This is a genomic window from Paenibacillus alkalitolerans, from assembly GCF_016482785.1.
GTDB classification, from domain to species: Bacteria; Bacillota; Bacilli; order Paenibacillales; family YIM-B00363; genus Paenibacillus_AE; species Paenibacillus_AE alkalitolerans.
This window is the reverse complement of sequence record NZ_JAEMXM010000009.1, coordinates 134,683-155,091: the sequence shown is the minus strand read 5'-3', so window position 1 is coordinate 155,091 and position 20,409 is coordinate 134,683. Positions and strand designations below refer to the sequence as shown.

Genomic DNA, 20,409 nt, shown 5'->3' with positions numbered 1-20,409 from the left:
CCTGTCAGCCTTTCACGGACGAGCTGGAAATGCCCTCAATGATGTACTTTTGGCCGAGAACGAAAATAATGAGCATCGGTATAATGCCGGCCGTCGCGGCCGCCATCATGCCGTTATAGTCGATGTTGTATTCCAAAATAAAATTTTGCAATCCGAGAGGAACGGTGTACAAATCGCTGTCGGTCAAAAACACGAGCGCATTCTCGTAATCGTTCCAATGCCAGGAGAAATCGATGATCATAAATGTCGCGAGCGCGGGCTTGGCCAACGGAAGCAGCAAGCGGAAAAATATGCGGAAATGTCCGGCGCCGTCGATAAAAGCCGCTTCCGTAATTTCCTTCGGTATTCCGATAAAAAACTGCCGCAGCAAAAACACGCCGAAAATACTGAACAATCCGGGTAAAATCAACGCCCAATGCGTGTTGTAGATACCCATCCAGTCGAACATGATGAATTTCGGAACGAACAGCACCTGCGGCGGAACCATCATCATCGACAAGTAGAACACAAACAGCGTGTCCCTGCCCTTGAATTCGACGCGGGAAAACCCGTACGCCGCGAACGCCGACAAAAATGTGGCGCCAATCGTAGCGATAACCGATATTTTTATGGAATTGAAATAGTATTTCGCAAAGCTTTGATCTCCGGTCCACACTTTCAAATGATGCTTCCACTCCAACCGGTCGGGCACCCATTGGATCGGGTAGACGAACACCTCCGCCGGGCTTTTGAAGGAAGTGCTGATCATCCACGCGAAAGGGAGAATCATCAGCACGCCCAGCGCCAGCATGATAAGGGTGACCAAGCTCTTGTTCCATGAAACGGCTGTAATACGCATCGGGTCGCCCCCTCCCTTCCTCAATAATGCACCCATTTTTTCTGCACGGCCCATTGAATCAGCGTAATGACAAGTATCATCGAAAATAAGACCCATGAGATGGCTGAAGCGTACCCCATTTCGTAATAACTGAATGCCGTTCTGTAAACGTACAGGGATACGATCGTCGTGCTGTTGCTCGGCCCGCCCTGCGTAATCGCCTGAATGATGCCGAACGTCTTGATCGACATGATCAATCCCGTAATTAGCAGCAGGAACGTCGTCGGACTGACGAGCGGCCATATGATGTGCCGGATGGTGCTCCATGTGCGGGCGCCGTCGATTTTGGCAGCTTCAAGCAATTCCGAAGAAAGCTCCTGCAGCGCGGCCAAGTAAATGATCATGAAATATCCGAGCATATACCAAATCCAAATTATGTCGATGGCGTACATCGAAGTGTCCGTCGTCGAAAACCATCCCGGCGGACCTTGCACGCCGACCGCTTTCAGGAATTGGTTGATAGGCCCTTGCGACGGTTGAAACAACAGCATCCAAACGAACGCAATCGCAATGCCGCTTGTGATGTACGGCATAAAAAACATCGCCCGCAGCAGCGATTTCATATACACGTTCTTGTTGAGCACAAGCGCCACGAGAAAAGCGAGCCCGATCGATACCGGCACAGAAGCGAGAAAGATGAGTGTGTTCTTCAGCGACATGTAAAACAATTCGTCTTGAAACAGCCGTCTCAAATTGTCCAAGCCGACGAAGCGGACGTCCGGATTGGAAAATTGATAATTCGTAAACAGAAGTGCGAACGAAAACAGTGCCGGCACGACGAAGAAGAATAATACGCCGAGCAAATTCGGTGCGATGAAAATATATCCCGACAACCGCTCTTTAGTTCTCCAGTTGACCATAACGCTTTACCTCCCAATCGGCGGTTCTCCCTAGCGGAAATAAGAAGGGAGGAGCGGCGCGAACCTATCCTCCCTGCTGTCCGTCATCTATTTGTTTTGCTTCATAAATTCGTTATGCTTCTTGACCATATCGGCCAACGCGCTGTCCACGTCGGTTTGCTGCAGGAAGTACTTCTCGTATTGCTCTTTGCGGAAATCGACCACCTGCTGCGGCAGCGAGTCTACGAAAGTCGGGAACTCGCCGAACACGACATTCTTAAGCGAATCGATGTCGTACAGATCTTCTACGCCTTTCAACAGCAAGTTGATGGCATCGTCCGAATTAACCGCGTTCGAGGAAGGAATCCGACCGCCCGACGCCAACGGAAGCATGCCGCCGTCCGCGTACCACTTCAGGAATTCCCAAGCGGCTTCCGTGTTTGGCGATTTCGGATTGATCGAGATGACGTCGCCCAAACCGCCCGGATACTTCGCATCGGTTTGCGATGCCGAAATTCTCGGCGCCGCCGCGAAAGCGATTTTGAAATCGCGGGGATAATCGGTCAAGTTATTCGCGTTGCGGAAGATGAACTCGCCTGCGTTCAGCATGGCCGCTTCGCCCTTGAGGAACATCGTGTCCACCGGCATCTTGCTCGTGATCTGCTCGCCGAATTGCGGCGTCGTCTTGTCGACGAACATCATGTCGTGCCAAATTTGAAAGCCTTCCTTCATGAGCGGGTGATCCAGATTGGAGGTGCCGTCCGCTTTCGTTACGCCGACAGAAGCGAGCGCGCTGTCGAACTGGCTCATAAATACGGCGTCGTGCCGCACGAGTCCCCACATTTTATCTTTGTTGAGCTTCTTTGCGTATTCCCTAAGATCGGACCAAGTCCAATCGAGCGGAGGAATCGGCAGGCCTGCTTCATCGAGCGCGTTCTTGTTCAGCCATACGAACGTCATGTTTTTCTTCGTCGGCATCCCGTAGTATTTGCCGTCAACCTGCCACAATTTCGCGTCCGGACCCATTCTTTCGTCGATATTGTAATCGGAGAACTGGCTCAGGTCGAGAGCTAATCCGCCGTCTATCCGCTTCTTCAAACGCGGCAGCGTGTAATTGACGTATAAGTCCGCGCCTTGTCCGGTCGTCAGCGCCGTATCCAGCTTCATGTTGCCGGCGTCGTCGTTTACGAAGCGCTCATACTCCACCTGAATGTCGGGATGCTCCGCATTCCATGCGTCAACAACCGCCTGCGGACCCGCTTCGGCCGGGACGCCGCCCCACATTTTCAGTTTAACGACCTTTCCTTCCGCAGCTTGCTTTTCTCCGGCTCCCGGTTCGGTTCCGGCATTTCCGGTATTTCCGGTATTTTCGGTACTTCCCGCGCAGCCCGCAAACAAGCCGGCTGCGAGAGTCAACGCAAGTGAAAGCGCCATCCGTTTTCTTATTTTCACTGTCAAGTCTCCCCTTCATGTAGTAATCCTTGTCTTTGCACTTTAACTATACCGCGGGGAGGTAATGGGTTTAAGGAACGCATTTTGTCGATGAATAGAACGATTTTTGTTTTCTAGCTTCCGGGTTGCTCCTGTTTGAGCTGCTTCCGGTAATGGCTCGGCGTCACGCCCGTGAACCGTTTGAATATTTTTATGAAATAGTTGTCATTCTGAAAGCCGACTCTTTCACCGATTTCGCTGACCGCGTCGCCGGTTTGGGCCAGATAAAACTTCGCGGCATCGACTCGAAGCTGCTTGACGTAGTGCGTCAGTGTCACGCCGGTTTTCCGCTTGAACAGATCGCTTAAATAGCTGGGGTCCATGTTGACGTACTCCGCCATGGCCGACAGCGTAACCGTTTCGTTGAATCTGGTTTTCGCGTAACGGATAATTTTATTGATGTCCGGATGATCGGTCTCTTCGCCGGTGTCTTCCGGCATCGCTTGCAAATACGTCTCCAGATGCTTAATGCGCCCGAGCTTGCGCAGCTCCCCGTCAATTTTCTCCAACGTCATCTTGAACGAGTTTAAGTCCATCGACAGCTTCAACATATAACTCGATGCTCCGTATTCTAGCGCCTGACGCGCATACTCGAACTCGTTCATGCAGGTGAGCATGACGAACCGGCACTCGTAACCCGCCTCGCGCGAGCGCTTCAGCAGCTCTACTCCGTCCATGACGGGCATCATAATATCCGAAATGACAAGATCCGGGCGAAGGCGTTCAATCAATGCAAGCGCCTCCTCGCCGTCCGACGCTTCTGCGACGACGCGGAACCCCGCACCCGCTTTCCTCAGCAGCGTCTTAACATATTCTTTCGCTTCTTGCTCGTCTTCAACGATCAATGTTGTCCACATGATTGGCGGTTCCCTCCGAAACGTATGGCGTCGACAGCAGCAGCGGCATGGTGGCGCGGGCCATCGCCCCATGCTCCAGTGCGATCAATTCCAGCCCGGCCCGGTTCTGAAACAGCAGCTCCAACCGCTCCCTGACGTTGCGGATCCCGATCCCCTTCCGTTTGCGGAACGCTTTCCGCTCTTTCCCCAAACCTGCCCCGTTATCCTCCACCTCGAGAACGAGCATTGGGCCGTCTGTTAACGCCCGCAGGACGATACGTCCCTCCCGGCGTGTCGCAAAACCGTGATAAATGGCGTTCTCGACAAGCGGTTGCAAGGTCGCTTTCGGAACGAGCGCATATTGCAGGGCATCTTCATATTCATACTCTATAGTAAATTTATGCCCGAAACGGGAGTTTTGGATGTGCATATAAGCTTTCAGCAGCTCGATTTCATCCTTCAAAAATATCATGTCCATCTCCAGATCGAGGCTGGACTCCAGCAGCTTGCCCAACGACACGCATATTTCGTGCGTCTCTTCGTCGTCGTTGCGAAGCGCGATACATTTGATCGTATTTAAAGTGTTTAGCAGAAAATGCGGATCCATTTGCGACAGCAGCACTTGGAAGCGGACGGCTTGACGCTGCCGTTCCTCCAGCTTCAACCGGTCGATCAATGCATCCATATCCCGGACCATCCGGTTGAAGCTCCGGGAAAGCGCGATGATTTCTTCGCTGCCCCTATGTTCCGGAAGCTTTATCTTCAGCTCGGTGGACGCAATTTCGTCCATCCGCTTTTGCAGCAGCTTCAAAGGCCGGGTCATCGCGGTCGTAATCCCGAGCGTCACAAGCAGGAACGCCGCTCCGAACACGGCAAATGTCGTGTAGTACCGCCTCTTCTGTTCGTTCACTTCCCGATACAGTACGTCAAGGGGAACCTGCTTGACAATATTCCATTGCAGCGCCGGCAAGTAGCTGTAATTGTACAAACTTTGCGAGTCTTCCCGCACCATTATACTGCCGGCCTCCTCCCGCCCGGCAAGCTGACGGCTTACGACGGCCGGCAGCTTGGCTGACGGGTTCGATTGGTGGATGACGGCTCCTTCGCGGTTGACGATAAAATAATGCTGCCTGCTTTCGACAGGCGGCGTAATCGCCTTGAACCATTGCATGAAGTCGATGCTGATGCGCGCAATGCCGATGGGCTGCAAGTTACCGACCGGCCAAACGTTCTTGTCTCTTAATGTGGTATACAAGGTGATCAAATACGGACTTTTAGAAACGTCGCGGGAGACGTAATTCGGATCGCTGCTGTTCCACTGGTAACCCAAATCTTTAGATTTGTAAGACCGGAACCACGACTGCTCTGACAATCGTTCGTAATCCAACATGTTCTCCGGCCGATAAGACGTATATATGTGCCGGTTGAAATCGACCACCGTGTAATACACCTGCGCACCTGTCAAGAAGAGGCTGTTATCTATGCTGTGAAACCTGTTTTCCATCTTTTGCTGCCGTTCCAAATCGTTATATTGCCCCGGATCCCGCAAAATGGAGATCACTGTGGCATCTTGTTCCAACAGCGTAACGGTCTTCATCACGACGCCCATCAGATTTTCCAGCGACCGTTTCACGGACTCCAAATTTTCCTGGTCCTGCTCACTGATCTTGTTCCGCATGAGCTGTTCGACTTCGCTGAAGTTGTAAAAGCTGAGAAGAGCGTAAGGCAGCAGCAGCATGACGACAAAGGCGGCAAACAGCCGGTTTTTCAACGTATTCGGTATTAGCTTCCGCCATGCACGCATACCCGTCACCTCTTGATTCTCTTGTTGTATGGATTCATATGTAACGTAATACAAAAAACGGCGGAGCACAACCGTCGTTAAAATATGGAAGATTCCCCGATCGTCTAGTTTGTTAGGGTGGTGCAATGGGTGCAACAATGGTGAGAGAATCGGCGGTTCTCCCGAGCGGAAATAAGAAGGGAGGAGCGGCGCAAACCTTTCCTCCCTGCTGTCCGTCATCTATTTGTTTTGCTCCAAAAATTTGTTATGCTTCTTAACCATATTGGCCAGCGCGCTGTCGATATCGGTCTGCCGCAGGAAGAATTTCTCATATTCTTCCTTGCGTGCATCGACGATTTGCGGCGGCAACGATTCCAGGTACGTCGGAATGTCGTTGAACAATACCTTCTTGAGGGAATCGACATCATATTTGTCCTCCACGCCTGTCAGCAGCATTTTGACCGCTTCGTCCTGATTGACCGCGCCGGAGGCAGGAATACGGCCGCCCTTGGCCATCTCAAGAATGCCCCCGTCGGCGTACCATTTCAGAAATTCCCAAGCCGCTTCCTTATTCTCCGATTTCGGGTTGATGGCGATCACGTCGCTGACGCCTCCCGGATATTTGAAGTCCTTCAGCTCGGTTGAAATTCTCGGCGTGGTCGCGAAAGCGATTTTGAAATCGCGGGGATACTCGGTCAAGTTGTTGGCAGTCCGGAAGATGAATCCACCGGCATCCAGCATCGCCGCTTCGCCTTTCAGGAATATCGTGTCCACCGGCATTTTGCTCGTGATTTGCTCGCCGTACGGCGGCGTCGTCTTGTCGGCGAACATCATGTCGTACCATTGTTGGAAGCCTTCCTTCAGAATCGGATGATCCAGATTGGAAGCCCCGTCCGCTTTGGTCACCCCGACCGTTGCCATTGCGCCGTTAAACGGGGTCATAAAGAAGGATTCGTGTCTCACCATTCCCCAGACGTTGTCTTTTTGCAGCTTTTTCGCGTATTCCCGGAAATCCGCCCAGGTCCAATCCAGAGGAGGAATCGGAAGGTTCGCCGCATCCAGCATATCCTTGTTCAGCCAGACGAAGGATGCGCTTTTGGTGGTGGGCATTCCGTAATATTTGCCGTTCACTTTCCACAAGGCGGCATCCGGTCCGATTTTTTCATCGATGTTGTAATCCGTGAACTCGCTCAGATCGAGAGCCATGCCGGAATCGATCCGCTTCTGTAGACGAAACGGCGCATAGTTGACGTACAGATCCGCCCCTTGGCCGGTGGCCAGCGCAGTATCCAACTTCAGGTTGCCGGCGTCGTCGTTGACGAAACGTTCATACTCCACCTGAATGTCGGGATGCTCCGCGTTCCACGCGTCCACAACCGCTTGCGGGCCCGCTTCGGCCGGAACGCCGCCCCACATTTTCAGTTCAATGACCTTTCCTTCCGCAGCTTTCCCTTCCCCGGCTTCCGGTTCGGCTGCGGTATTACCGGTATTACCGGTATTACCGGTATTGCCGGTATTGCCGGTATTGCCGGTATTGCCGGCACAACCCGCGAACAAGCCGGCTGCGAAAGTCAACGCGAGTGAAAGCGCAATGCCTTTTCTAATTTTCACTGTCATGTCTCCCCTTCATGCAGTAATACTTGCACCCTTACTATAAAGCGGGGAGGAAAGCGGTTTAAGGAACGCAATTTGTTTATGAATAGAATAATTTTTGTTTTTTAGTTTGAGGCGGATGCCTCCTCTTTGCGCTGTTTCCGGTAATGGCCCCAATATGTCTTGATAACGGAGAACTATGCGGATCGGCAACAAAGAATTCCACAACTAAACATTTTACCCTTTTTTTGTAATTACTTGGTAGATTCGTATTAGTACATTAAGTAGAGTCATTAAAATCCGTATTGTGGTAGAGTGATAGAGAACGTGATGACGGTATGCTGATACTTTGGGGATGTATTCGGAACCTTACTCGATTTCGACCAAAGCCGTATTCTTTGGAAAGAAACCGGATTAAAGGAGAGGAGTTTATTGATGGAGAAAAAGTTGTCGTATGAGATTCTTTTATTACGCAGTTTAAGTTGCTTGTCGGTAGCAATGGTGCATGCCGTGCTGTTCACCTTTTGGATTCATGAACAACAAATTGATAGCGGGATATTGAGTAAGCTGCTGAATTCAATGAGGCTGTTTTTTAATGTTGGAACTCCGATTTTTGTATTCATCACGATATTCCTATTAGCGAAAAATTATTCGGATGATCTGCCTAAAAACTTTTTAATGAAACGATTGAAGTACCTCATCCCGCCGTATATTTCAATGGGAATCATAGGATCAATCTATAAGGTTCACGAAAAAGAGCTGCCCTTTACTTTCGCGAATCTGGCCGTCGAAAGTCTAAGAAATATATTTATGGCTGACTATAACGGTTATTTCATCCTCATCATCGTTCAATTCATTCTCCTTTTTTACTTTCTGCATCACAAATTGAAAAATTTGCCGCTTAAAATCACCATGTCTGTCTGCTTCTTAATAAACTTCGCATATTTAGCATTTTTCAACTTCGTTCCCCCGATGGAATTTCTAGGCGAAAACGTTGCGAATTATTTATGGTATACCGCAAGTATCGTCCCCTTTATCGGATGGGTATTTTACTTTATTCTTGGATACTACTGCGGGAAATACTACGAAAAATTTATTCAAGTTCTTAATAATCATCAGTTGCTTGTCTGCACAGCCCCTGTCGTCATAACATTGGCGATGATTGCGTTAAAAGCGATGGACATCCCGCAAGTGAATACGTCAAAGGCCGTAACTTATTTGTTCCTGGTTCCATCCGTAATTTTCTTCATATTTTTCATCTCAAACAAAATGAAATCGATCCCGAATATTATCGCAACGATTTCCGACCATTCATTCGGCATCTACTTGACCCACAGCGTGTTAATGCGAGGTTTTCGAGAACTCTATTCCCCTTATGCCGCCAACGTTAACCCGCTGATTACACTAATGGTGATATACATATCATGTGTTAGCGGAGCCATGCTGATCAGTTATTTGCTTAATAAAGTGCCGTTTGGAAAGTACATTGTCGGTATTGCGCGTGCTAATTCAAAGATCGTGAAACAAAAGAAAATATCTCCTATGAGCGCACTGCCTCAACAAGTAATGAGGCCATGACAAGAATAACTCTGTCACACTGTTATGATAAGGGAAGTGTGACAGAGTTATTCTTTGATATGTCGACCGGTACTTTCGATAAAATTATCAATTAAAGATGTCAAGCGTATAGGTACTAAACGCATCTGATAAAAAAAACAATGTGACAGTCGTGGCTACCATTGGCTCAAGCACTTGGGAAACCGCACCTTTAGTTACCCCGCAACGCTCTGCAAGTGCTGTAATATGGATGCCTTCATGTTCTCTTATTTCATTTAGCGTATGAATCTCGGAATGGACCCGTGTGTTGCGGTAAATTTTACCTCTGCAACTGACAAAATAAATTTCATCACTCTCTAGAGGCAAGTTTTACCGCTGTACAACTGTCCAACCACTGTTTGGGCACAATCCGACGAATGCAGCGGCAATTTTTGCCGCTGCATATCAACGAATATCCGATCTCGCTCTCTAGGGGTAACTTTGGCGCTTAATTCGCTTATCAACCGGTCATTTATTTACAGGGACCTTCCTCCGACCGCAATTTGTTGCTTTTCTGTCTCGTTCTCTTGGCTTCCGCATTTCTGGTTTTTGCATGAACTGTAATAAATGATTACCTTCTCGGCGTCGAAAGTATCGATCAATTCCCCGCACGATTTGCACATGATGCTTCCAAGAAGCACCCCATACTTTTGATTATCCATTTCCCTCACCTTACCTTTGCGTTAATGATTAAAATACATCATATTTCGTCATAAAACACATAACGCATCTCGTTTTCTTATATAATTTGTATCATATATGACGTATTAAATGCAATATATAGTACACTATTTTTGCAAATATTCAAAAAAAAGGACGGCCTCTGCGGTGAAACACCGCGTGAGATCGCCCTTAAACCGAATTATTATTAAGCGCCCTTGCCCAGCGCTCCGATTCCAAGCGCCAGTGCGCCGCTTAAACCGGCGTTTTCGCCAAGACCGGGAGGGACGATGTATTCGTCCAAGCTGTCGGTCACCATGCGATGGCTGACGTAGCCGTTCAAATTTTTCCGAACCTCCGCCCGAATCAGCGGGAACAACTGCTCTTGGTGCATGACGCCTCCGCCTAAAATGATTTTTTTCGGCGAAAGCAAGAGAATGGTTCCTGCCAGAGCCTGTCCGATATAAAAGGCCTCTATCGCCCATGCGGGATGGTCGTTCGGAATGTCGCTGCCTTTAATCTTCCAACGCTTCTCGATCGCCGGTCCCGCCGCCATGCCTTCCAAGCAGTCGCCGTGGTAAGGACATGCTCCTTCGAACGTATCTTCGGGGTGGCGCCTTGTCAAAATATGCCCGCCTTCAGGATGCACTAGACCGTGAACGAGCTTGCCTTCCGCGTAAACGCCGACGCCGACGCCTGTTCCTATGGTGTAATAAACGCAGCTGTCCAAACCTTTCGCAGCTCCCCACGTCGCTTCACCCAAAGCTGCGGCGTTCACGTCCGTGTCCCATCCGAACGGCACGTCGATTGAATTCTTTAATGTGCCGAGAAAATCATATCCCGACCAACCGGGCTTCGGGGTCGTCGTGACATACCCGTACTCGGGACTCGAAGGATCGATATTGATCGGACCGAACGAACCGATTCCGATCGCTTCGACTTGTTTATCCCGGAAATAAGAGATCACATTCCCCAACGTTTGTTCCGGCTGTTCCGTCGGAAAACTGACCCTGTCTTCAATCTTCCCTTGTTCATTCCCGATTCCGCAGACGAATTTCGTTCCGCCCGCTTCTATTGCCCCGATCCGCATGTCATATTCCTCCTGTGCAGTCATTCCTCATTCATACATTGTCGGCCAAGCCGCCGTCTAATGCAAGACTTTTTCAAAGAAATGACATCAGGCCCCCGTCAAACGGAACACCGCCTTATTGCTTCCTACAACCAAGCCCGCGTCGTTCTTCAACTCCCGCGGGGTCAAGGAGTACATCCGGTCGATCGTCTCTTTATTGCCGTAATCGATTTGTTCAAGAATGGACGCGATGATGAGAGGCCATTCGTCTTCCGAACCGTCCAGCACCTTCAATGCAAAAGACAGCCGCTCCTTGCGCAGCGCGAAGCCGTAAATGCCTTTGGCTCCCCCCTTGGCGGCGATATTCGGATCCTTCAACAGATTCGAACAGATAAACCAAGGAGCGGACACCATGTCGTGATATTCGTTCATGATGCGCGAAATATGCTCCGCCGCCTTTCTTACCGCCGGATCCTCAATCAAATCCGGGCAAGCCAGCTTCAAGAACATGGCCGCGATCCGGTTTAACGGCAATGCGAACACGGGAAACCCGCACCCGTCCGTGCCGAGCTGTATTTCTTCCTCCTTGCAGCCGGAGAAGAGGGAGACCGTCTTTAATATTTGACTTTGAGCGGGGTGCGAAGGCTGATCATATCCTTCGATGCCGTAGCCCAATGCTTTGCATAAAGCGAGAACGCCGAGATGCTTGCCCGAGCAATTGTGATATATGCGCCGCCGCGGTTTTCCGCCGAGCACAAGCTCGTCGCGGGCAGACATGCTGAACGGGTACGTTTGCGCGCAAACCAAACACTCTTCGCCGATGCCGATTTTACGCGACATCGACTCGAGCGCTTCGACATGATACGGCTCGGCGCGGTGGGATGCGGTGAGCAGCGTCAGCTCCCGGTCCGTTAATCCGTATGCATCCCCGATACCGTGCACGAAAGCCGGGACCGCTTGAAACGGCTTCGCGGCCGAACGCATGAATGAAACCCAATGCGGATCGCCCGCGCTGTAAACCACTTGTCCGGTATCGTCGATGCCGCAAATATGTCCGTAATGGATGTTTTCAAGCGTGCCTCCCCTGTATTCCTCCACTAATCGTTCAGCCATGGCGGCGCATCCCTCCCCAAAAATGTGCTGTTAGTCTCCCCGCGCCTCAAACTTGCCCGGCAGCTTCAATCAGCGCTTGTTTCGCCTTCGCCACCAGCTCCGGATCGGCCGGGAATTGGAAGCTGCTTCGATGCCGCACGCCGGAACCGATATGTACTTCGCGGATGCGGCATCGCTTTACAACGCCGCGCAGATTTTCAATCGTCAACCCGGCGCCGGCCATAATAGAGACATGCGTCGTTGCGCTCAGCTCCGAAAGACGCTTTAGCTCGGGAATGGCTTCCGGAGCGCTGTTTTTGCCGCCGGACGTTAATATTCTGCGAACCTGCGGAAACCGTGATATCGCCTCCAACGCCAGCGGTAAATTCGCGCTCTCGTCGAAGGCGCGGTGGAACGTAACCCCCATGCCGTCGGCCGCCTCAATCCAGTCGCGCAGGCGGGGCTCGTCGATATGTCCGTCATCGGTCAAACCGCCTGCGACAATGCCTGCGGCTCCCAATTGCCGGCAGACGCGAATATCTTCGAGCATAACGCGCACATCGTCCGAATCGTAGCGGAAGCTGCGGCTATGGGGCCGGATCATGACATATACGGGAATGCTCACGCTTGCAACGACCTGTTCGATCATTGCATAGCTCGGCGTGAGTCCCCCTTCCGCCATCGCGCTCACCAATTCGATCCGGTCGGCTCCTCCCGCTTCCGCCGCTTTCGCGTCGGCGACGCTTGTCGCTATGATCTCTAAGACCGGATTACTAAGCTCCGGATGCGGCAACTTAACTCTCCTCCCACATGCGCCGGACATTTTCCATCCCGATCTTCGAGCCTTCCCTGCAATCTTCCATTCCTTCAAACTCGACCGTAATATAGCCGTCGAAGCCGGATTGCTTGACAAGCTTCACGATCTCGACGATCTCGATATCCCCGTGGCCGACGATGGCTCCCCGCAAATAGTTCCCGTGCGTCGTCGTAAACCATTCGCCGCCTGTCGGCTTGTTGTAATAAGGCCGAATATAAAAGTCCTTGAAGTGTACGACGGAAGCGTACGGCAAATTGTTCATTACACCGATAAGAGGCTGCTCGTCGACGCATAAAAAATTCCCGACGTCGAGCGTTGTCTTAAAATTGCCGCGGTTCACTTCCCTAAGAACTCTTTGAACCCGGTCGCTCAATTGCACGCAAAAGCCGTGATTTTCAATGCTCGTCGTAATGCCGTACTGCGCCGCGTAATCCGCGATTCTCCGGCTGCCTTCCACAATGAGCGGGAGACTCGTTTCAAAGTAGTCCAGTGTCGTCTTTTCCGGAGGCAGCGTGAAAGCCGTCACATCGTGGCGCAGAAACCGAATCCCCATCCGATGCGCAATATCGACGTGCTGCTTCACCCGCTCCACTTCCGCATCGAACGCTTCTTCTGTATCCTGGACAAAGTTGGCGGGCATGCTGTAGTTCGACAACTCGATACCCGCTTCGGCCGCTTTGTCGCGAATTGCGTCCGCGAGCTCCGGATTATCGACAACCGTGTATCCGTACGGCACAAGCTCCATATGCTCCCCGCCGTTGTCCTTGATCCACCGCGGAATGTCCAGCACGGACATCGTACCGGCTTTCAAAGCTTTCAACAAACTGTACGTGCTTAATCCGATTTTCATAGTCTCCCGCCTTTTCTTACAACATTTTTTGTTACAAAACGCCTCGCTCCATGGCACGATAAACCAATTGCGAGAACAGACTGTTAGACCATGCAAACCAAGGACGCGTGAACCGGTTCGGATCGTCCGCATGGAAGCCTTCATGCATAAATCCGGTGCCGGCATCGGTCGATTCCAGCATATCGATCATCTGCAGCATTTCTTCATCGCTCGATGCGGTCAGCCCTTGCATAGACAACGCCATCGGCCAAATATATTGCGGCGGCGTATGCGGGCTGCCTATTCCTCTGGCGGCCGTTCCTTCAAAGTAGAACGGATTATCATTGCTTAATATAAATCGGCGCGTATTTTGATAGATTTCATCGTTGGCGTCCGTGTATCCGATATACGGAATCGACAGCAAGCTCGGGGTACCGGCGTCGTCCATCAGGCAGTAATTGCCGAAACCGTCCGTTTCATAAGCGAAAATTTTCCCGTATTTCGGATGATTGTATACCCCATAGAGTTGAATGCCGTATCGAACCTCCTGCTCCAGCCGTTCGAGTTCCCTGTCAAACTCCTCGTCGCGGTATATCCGTTTGGCGATCTCCCGCATTTGCGAGAGCGATACGGCGGCAAACATGTTTGACGGGATATTGTAGTGAAATTCGCACGCATCGTCGCTCGGGCGAAAGCCTGACCAAATCATGCCCGTAATGTTGACCGGCATCCCGTAACCTTCATTGCGCAGAGTATCGATAGCGGGACAGTTATGACGCATGAACCGGTATTCCGATTTGTCGTGATGACGCTGCTCCGTCTTCCATACGCCGGCTATCGTATGCATGACCTGCTTAAACTGCTCGTTGAAAATATCCGTCAAGCCGGTTTCTTTCCAATACATGTAGGCCAACCGCATTGTGAAACAGACCGAATCGAGCTCGAATTTCCGCTCCCATACCCACGGGGACATCAACGTTTCATCGTTCGCGTCCCAATGCCAATCGTTGGCCGTTTCGTTAAACGCGTTGGCATAAGGGTCGATGCTTATATACATCAGGTGGCGTTTGATCAAACCGGAGATGATCCGCTGCAGGTCCGCATCGCTCTTGGCGAACTGTACGTAATGAATCACCTGCTCGACCGAATCCCGCAGCCACATAGCCGGTATATCTCCCGTAATTACAAAAGTCGTGCCGTCATCCATCAGCTTCGTTGTCGTTTCCAGCGTATTCGGGAAACAATTGCGAAATTGCTGCAACAGTTTAGGACGGTGCGCCAGCTTTTGCTCCGCTTGCTCCAACACTTGCTTGACGGCTTGCGGAAGCTCCATCTTCGGAATCGTCACAGTAGGCAGCTTATGTTGTTCCATTGTACATTTCCCTCCCGCTTGCGCCTTATTTAACGAGTTTGACCGTCTTGATTTCAAACGGCTTGAACGAAAGTTCGAACGATCCGTTTCGGACGTCGATTTCCCCGGCTTGTTCTTCCAACAGATTGGCGGCGAACGCTTTGACATTCGTTTCGGGCCATTGCACCGTAACGGTTTGCCTGCCTCCCGACGATTCGTAGAACCGCAGTATCGTCGCGCTTCCGTCTTCCGAGCGTTTCACCGAGTCCAAGACGACGTGATCGCTTTGCAGTCCAATCCATGAATATTCCGCCGGAAGCTTTCCGGAATGAGGTTCGGCGGCAACCGCCAACGCCGGATGGTTCAATTCCATTGCGCGGCGAACGACTTGCGCGCTCCGCCAATCCTGCGCATGCGGATACAGCGAATATGTGAATTCGTGCTCCCCTAGATCGGCGGAACGATCGGGCCATTTCGGCGCGCGCAGCAAGGACAGGCGGATGGCGCCTTCCTTAATGTCGTAGCCGTACTTGCAATCGTTTAATAAGCTGACGCCGCCTCCGCCTTCCGAAACGTCGGCCCATCGGTGGCCGCACACTTCGAACTGCGCCCGCTCCCAGCTCGTATTACGGTGGGTCGGCCGTTCCAACGCGCCGAATGGAATTTCATAAGTCGCCTTGTTGGCGACAATATCGACCGGGAAAGCGACTTTGAGCAATTTGTGACTCTCCGACCAACGAACCTTCGTTTTAAAGTCAACCCGGCGGTTGTGTTTGTAAAAGATGATGTCTTGAGAAATTTCGGATTCGTTAACGCTCCAACGGAACCGAAGCACGTCGCGCGCCGAACCCTGTTGTATGACTTCCTTGGAAAGCAGCCGCGCTTCTCCCGCTCGCTGTTCCTCAAAGCGAGGATCGATATCCCATGCATCCCAATAGGTCGGCTTGTCATGGAAAAATTGAAACTCATTGGCTTTCCCGCCAGGAAGAATCCAGTCGCGACGTTCGGTTTTGTCGTACCAGCGCACGATTTCCCCGTTGCCGTTGAATTCGAGCGTGTAATACTGCGACTCCCATACGGAAGGGAACGCTTCGTCCGACGCGCCCGGTGCGTTCGGTGAAGCCGTATCCGGAGCCGGGCGCAGCCATATCGTCTTATATCCGAATGCGGGAATCGCCGGAACGGCGACGGACATCGAGTACCTGCCCGGGTCGTCTCCGCTGCGGAGCACATCGGCTTCCAAGCGGTTGCCCTGCGAATCGTAGGCGGCTAATCCGAGCAGTTCCGCATTCTTCTCGATGCAAACCGTTTCGTTTCTCTCCCATCCGAGACTGTTGAAAATCACATAAGGCTTGCCTTCTCCGGCGGTGTCGACCGACTCGGTCAAAGCCCGCAGCGAGGCCGTCAATGAAGCTTCGCCCAGCGCGAACACTTCCGTATACTCCTTGGAAGACGTTTCGTACACTTCCGGAATCGATGTGCCCGGGATAATGTCGTGGAACTGGTTCAGCAAAATCAGCTTCCAGCCTTCATGCAGTCCGTTGTTTGCGCCGGAGGTTTCCGCAGGGAATGCCATCCGGTCCCAAATTTCCGCCTCCCGGTAAAGCACTTCCGCCTTCCGGTTGCTCCGTTTATTCCTCGCATGAGTGGTGTACGTACCGCGGTGAAGCTCCAAATACAGATCGCCGTGCCATTTCGGAAGCGCGGGAGCGCGCCGGCCGATTTCCCCGAAGAAATCGGCGGCGGTGCCGAACCGGCTTGCAGGAAGTCCCGGAAGAGCGGCGGAACGAAGAACAAATTCGACCATCTCGCGGGTAACTCCCCCGCCGCCGTCTCCGTGCCCGTACAGCAGCATCTGCTCGTCGTGCCGGTCTTTCTGCCGGAACGACTCCCAATGCTCATGGACGTCTTTGGGCCTCGTATGCTCATTCACCCCGTGGTTCAAGTACGAAGTGATCGACGTTCCGTCTATTCCGACCCATTCGAACAAATCGTACGGGAACGGATTCGTGTCGTTCCAATTAAGCTTCGTCGTCATGAAATACTCGACGCCAGCTTGCTTCAATAATTGCGGCAGCGATGCGCAATAGCCGAACGTGTCGGGAAGCCACTCGATCGACGATGTTTTCCCGAATTCTTGCTTGTAGAAGCGCTGACCGTATAAGATTTGCCGGACAAGCGATTCGCCGCTTGGAATGTTCAGATCGGGCTCCACCCACATGCCGCCTACCAGCTCCCACCGGCCTTCGGCGATGCGTGCCTTCATCTTTTCGTACAATTGAGGATAATGCTCTTTCGCGAACGCATATAACAGCGGCTGGCTCTGCGAATACCGGAAGTCCGGATATTCGTCCATCAACGCGCAGACGGTGGAGAACGTGCGGCTCACCTTCCGCACGGTTTCCCGGACGGGCCATAACCAAGCGACATCGATATGGGACTGGCCGACCATGTGCATAATGCCGTCGGGCTGTTCATTCGTGTTCTCCTTCACCTTGGAGACGATCGACTGTTCCAAAGAAGCGATCCATTCCGCATCCGTCCAACGGCTGTCAGGCTGGTCGTACATCGTATCCATTGCGCGGTGCAGCGCTTCACTTAGCCGCAACCGCCTCAAATCCTGCTCCGGCAGCAGACGAACCGCTTCGGATATCACCGTCACCGTATAAAGCAGACTTTGCAGCGGCTCGTTCACACGGGCCAGCGCCGCCCGGATACCGCCGATCGGCGGCTGGATCACGGCTTGCTTGTTCAACGGATCGTGCGGCTCCGGAATCGGATCGTACAGCTCGATCTCGAGCAGCGGACTGCTGCCGACCCGATCAAGCGCCAGGGGAACAAACTGATGATTGCGGTCCAAGCCGTGGTACGCAACGCCGTTTACCTTCAACAGTCCTTCTCCGCCGGCTTCAAATATGAGACCGACCGGATCGGCATGCCATGAAGACGGAATATCGACGGTGTTGCTGAGAAAATAGGTCGTCCCATGCTTGCTGTGGAGCGGATTGACGCTTTGTACCGCTGCGGTCTCCGTCTCATATTCGTATTGACCGGGGAGAATATAGCGGCCCTTCCGCATGTGCCATTCGGGAAGCTCTATCGTTTCCAACCATTGCTTCGCGGATAAATCCTTGATAAACCGGCTGACGCGAATCATTTCAACACTCCTTGCTACGTTAAATTGTTATCGCGGACAACCTTCGGTTGCCTCTTTGCTGCAATATATTCTTATCGCGGACAACCTTCGGTTGCCTCATTTTCGTACATGCAAGCTGCTCGTGATAACATCCTTCGAATTGCGCCCGACCATGATGCTGAACGCTCCCTCTTCGACGACCGGCTGCAATCGGGCCGAAATAAGCTGCAGATGCTCTTTGTTCACGTTAAACGTTACCGTCTTCGTCTCTCCCGGCTGAAGCCGCACTTTGCGGAAGCCCTTCAACGCTCTCTCCGGCAGAGTCACCGATGCGGCCAAATCCGAGATATACAGCTGTACGACTTCATCGCCGGCAACCGGGCCGGCATTCGTCACGTCAATGCGAACCTCGGCTTCGCCTTCCGGGTCTATTTGCTCCGGAACGACCTTCAGATTGTCGTATTTGAATTCGGTATAACTGAGTCCGAAACCGAACGGATATTGCGGATCCAAGTCCGTCTCCAAGTACCGCTTCCCGCGGGTTCTCTTGGCATTATAGTAAACAGGCAGCTGTCCGACATGCTTCGGAATCGATATCGTAAGCCGGCCGGAAGGATTCACATCGCCGAACAAAATGTCGGCGATCGCATTCCCGCCTTCCTGTCCCGGATACCATGCTTCCAAAATCGCGTGCGCATGCTCATCGATCCAAGGCTCAGAAATCGGCCGGCCGTTAATGTATACGACGATCACCGGTTTGCCGAGCTTATGAATTTCCTGCACCAGATCGAGCTGCATGCCCATGAGGCCGAGCGTCGAGCGGTCGATTCCTTCGCCGCACTCCATATCGTTCCACGGATCGTCCGTCACGACGGAGGCGCCGGTTTTCAGGTCGATCGTTCCTTCTCCGAAATCGCGGGCGCTCGAGCCTCCGATCACCATGACGATCGCATCCGCCTTATGCGCGCAAGCGACCGCATGCTCGAATCCTTCTTTCGAATCGCCCTTAATTCTGCAGCCCGGCGCGTACAGCACCTGTTCGGGTCCGAGCTTGCGGCGGACGCCGTCCAAGACGGTCACGATCTGCCCTCTCGGCTGCGGGGACGTGTAATCGCCCAACTGATTGTAGGTATGGTTGGCATTAGGACCGATGACCGCTACCGTTCCGATCTCCTTCTTCAACGGAAGCGTACCTGATTCGTTTTTCAACAAAATGACGCCTTCCTGCGCCACTCTTCTGGCCAACTCGATATGCTCGGCGCAGCCGATGACTTTCTCCGCGAAGTCCGGATCCACATACGGCCGTTCGAACAAGCCGAGCCGGAACTTGATTTCAAGCATCCGCCCGACGGCGGTATCCAAATCAGCTTCGGAAATAAGTCCCTGCTGCAGCGCCGATTTCAGATATTTGCCGTACATGTGGCCCGACATTTCCAGGTCCACTCCCGCTTTGAGCGATTGGGCGACCGCTTGCTCGCCGTTCTCCGCCGTATTGTGCCCGTGAACAAGCATATTGATTGCGCCGAAATCCGTAATGACAAAGCCGTCGAACCCCCACTGTTCGCGAAGCACGTCATTCAGCAAATATGAGCTGGAGGTGCAGGGTACGCCGTCGATTTCGTTGTAAGCCGTCATCACCGAACAAGCTCCCGCTTCCACAGCCTTCTTGAACGGCATCAAGTCCGTCTCATGCAGCTCTCGCAGTCCCATATGGACGGGAGCGGCATTGCGCCCGCCCTCGGAGCTGCCGTAAGCGGCGAAGTGCTTCAGCGTAGCGGCGATTGCGCTTTCGCCGTCCAATCGTTCTCCCTGCAGCCCCTTTACCGCCGCAACCGCCATCTCCGCGATCAAATAAGGGTCCTCGCCAAATGTTTCCTCGGTTCTCCCCCATCTCGGATCGCGAACTACATCGAGCACGGGGGAATAGGTGGCGGCGCCGCCTTGGCTGCGGGTCTCGAGCGCAATGGCGCGGCACATGTCCCGGTACAGCTCCGTGTTCCACGTGCTCCCGACCGTCAGCGGAACCGGGAAGACCGTCGCCCCGATCGCCATGTGTCCGTGCGAGCATTCCTCGCCGAACAGCACCGGAATGCCGAGCCGCGAATTCTCAATCGCATAACGTTGGATTGCGTTCGTTGCCGCCGCGCCTTCCTTTGGCGACAGCCCGGTTTCCAGCGTCACCTCGGTCCACGGATCGGCGCGAAGAACACCGTATAAAGAGCCCACGCCTCCCTGCGATATATCGTGTTTAAATTGTTCGGCGATCGATACGGTGCCGTCGTTCTCCTTGCTATACGTCTTCCATCCCATCGGTTGAATCAATTGGCCGATTTTCTCCTCCAGGGTCATCCGTGCGAGCAAGTCCCGAACGCGTTCTTTGATCGACAGCGAAGCGTCTTTATATTTCATTCCCGCATTCTCCTATTGTTTTGTTATTTTT

Annotated in this window: 16 protein-coding genes; 1 reads left to right on the top strand and 15 read right to left on the bottom strand. The window is 52.4% G+C overall.

All coding sequences use genetic code 11. The features are described 5' to 3' along the window. Window positions 1-4 precede the first annotated feature (4 nt). The 6 genes from JET16_RS16000 to JET16_RS15975 form a co-directional block, all read right to left on the bottom strand. Window positions 5-838, bottom strand: coding sequence for a carbohydrate ABC transporter permease (locus JET16_RS16000; protein WP_199617407.1), 834 nt, complete (start codon window positions 836-838; stop codon window positions 5-7). Window positions 839-858: 20 nt separating this feature from the next. Next, window positions 859-1,737, bottom strand: coding sequence for a carbohydrate ABC transporter permease (locus JET16_RS15995; RefSeq protein WP_199617405.1), 879 nt, complete (start codon window positions 1,735-1,737; stop codon window positions 859-861). Between the two features lie 87 nt (window positions 1,738-1,824). Next, complete coding sequence (locus tag JET16_RS15990; protein ID WP_325176707.1) at window positions 1,825-3,168, bottom strand: ABC transporter substrate-binding protein; 1,344 nt, start codon at window positions 3,166-3,168, stop codon at window positions 1,825-1,827. Window positions 3,169-3,281: 113 nt separating this feature from the next. Continuing rightward, on the bottom strand, window positions 3,282-4,064 hold the full coding sequence (locus JET16_RS15985) for a response regulator transcription factor (RefSeq protein ID WP_199617403.1): 783 nt from the start codon (window positions 4,062-4,064) through the stop codon (window positions 3,282-3,284). Next, window positions 4,042-5,847, bottom strand: coding sequence for a sensor histidine kinase (locus tag JET16_RS15980; RefSeq protein ID WP_199617402.1), 1,806 nt, complete (start codon window positions 5,845-5,847; stop codon window positions 4,042-4,044). The genes JET16_RS15985 and JET16_RS15980 overlap by 23 nt, the downstream gene beginning before the upstream one ends. A 219-nt stretch (window positions 5,848-6,066) precedes the next feature. Continuing rightward, on the bottom strand, window positions 6,067-7,443 hold the full coding sequence (locus JET16_RS15975; protein WP_199617401.1) for an ABC transporter substrate-binding protein: 1,377 nt from the start codon (window positions 7,441-7,443) through the stop codon (window positions 6,067-6,069). A gap of 411 nt (window positions 7,444-7,854) precedes the next feature. Between JET16_RS15975 and JET16_RS15970 the strand changes: the two genes are divergently transcribed. Beyond that, on the top strand, window positions 7,855-8,997 hold the full coding sequence (locus tag JET16_RS15970; RefSeq protein ID WP_233531687.1) for an acyltransferase family protein: 1,143 nt from the start codon (window positions 7,855-7,857) through the stop codon (window positions 8,995-8,997). 87 nt (window positions 8,998-9,084) lie between these two features. Here the strand turns inward: JET16_RS15970 and JET16_RS31140 are convergent, their stop codons facing one another. The 9 genes from JET16_RS31140 to JET16_RS15925 all read right to left on the bottom strand — a co-directional run bounded on the left by JET16_RS31140 (window position 9,085) and on the right by JET16_RS15925 (window position 20,378). Continuing rightward, the gene (locus tag JET16_RS31140; RefSeq protein ID WP_199617399.1) at window positions 9,085-9,342 is read right to left on the bottom strand and encodes a MarR family transcriptional regulator; all 258 of its coding nucleotides are present in this window, start codon (window positions 9,340-9,342) and stop codon (window positions 9,085-9,087) included. Window positions 9,343-9,491: 149 nt separating this feature from the next. After that, complete coding sequence (locus JET16_RS15960) at window positions 9,492-9,677, bottom strand: GapA-binding peptide SR1P (RefSeq protein WP_199617398.1); 186 nt, start codon at window positions 9,675-9,677, stop codon at window positions 9,492-9,494. Between the two features lie 206 nt (window positions 9,678-9,883). After that, the gene (locus JET16_RS15955; RefSeq protein ID WP_199617397.1) at window positions 9,884-10,765 is read right to left on the bottom strand and encodes an ROK family protein; all 882 of its coding nucleotides are present in this window, start codon (window positions 10,763-10,765) and stop codon (window positions 9,884-9,886) included. Window positions 10,766-10,852: 87 nt separating this feature from the next. Beyond that, the gene (locus tag JET16_RS15950) at window positions 10,853-11,857 is read right to left on the bottom strand and encodes an asparaginase (protein ID WP_199617396.1); all 1,005 of its coding nucleotides are present in this window, start codon (window positions 11,855-11,857) and stop codon (window positions 10,853-10,855) included. Window positions 11,858-11,903: 46 nt separating this feature from the next. Then, window positions 11,904-12,629 carry a copper homeostasis protein CutC gene (locus JET16_RS15945; RefSeq protein WP_233531686.1) on the bottom strand — a complete coding sequence of 242 codons (726 nt, stop codon included), beginning with the start codon at window positions 12,627-12,629 and terminating at the stop codon, window positions 11,904-11,906. 1 nt (window position 12,630) lies between these two features. Continuing rightward, window positions 12,631-13,503 carry a sugar phosphate isomerase/epimerase family protein gene (locus JET16_RS15940; protein WP_199617392.1) on the bottom strand — a complete coding sequence of 291 codons (873 nt, stop codon included), beginning with the start codon at window positions 13,501-13,503 and terminating at the stop codon, window positions 12,631-12,633. 31 nt (window positions 13,504-13,534) lie between these two features. Further along, entirely contained in the window at window positions 13,535-14,854 is a 1,320-nt protein-coding gene (locus JET16_RS15935) for a glycoside hydrolase family 125 protein (protein ID WP_199617390.1), read from the bottom strand. Window positions 14,855-14,879: 25 nt separating this feature from the next. Next, window positions 14,880-17,990, bottom strand: coding sequence for an alpha-mannosidase (locus JET16_RS15930; protein ID WP_199617389.1), 3,111 nt, complete (start codon window positions 17,988-17,990; stop codon window positions 14,880-14,882). 96 nt (window positions 17,991-18,086) lie between these two features. After that, window positions 18,087-20,378 carry a glycoside hydrolase family 3 N-terminal domain-containing protein gene (locus tag JET16_RS15925; RefSeq protein ID WP_199617388.1) on the bottom strand — a complete coding sequence of 764 codons (2,292 nt, stop codon included), beginning with the start codon at window positions 20,376-20,378 and terminating at the stop codon, window positions 18,087-18,089. Window positions 20,379-20,409 lie beyond the last annotated feature (31 nt).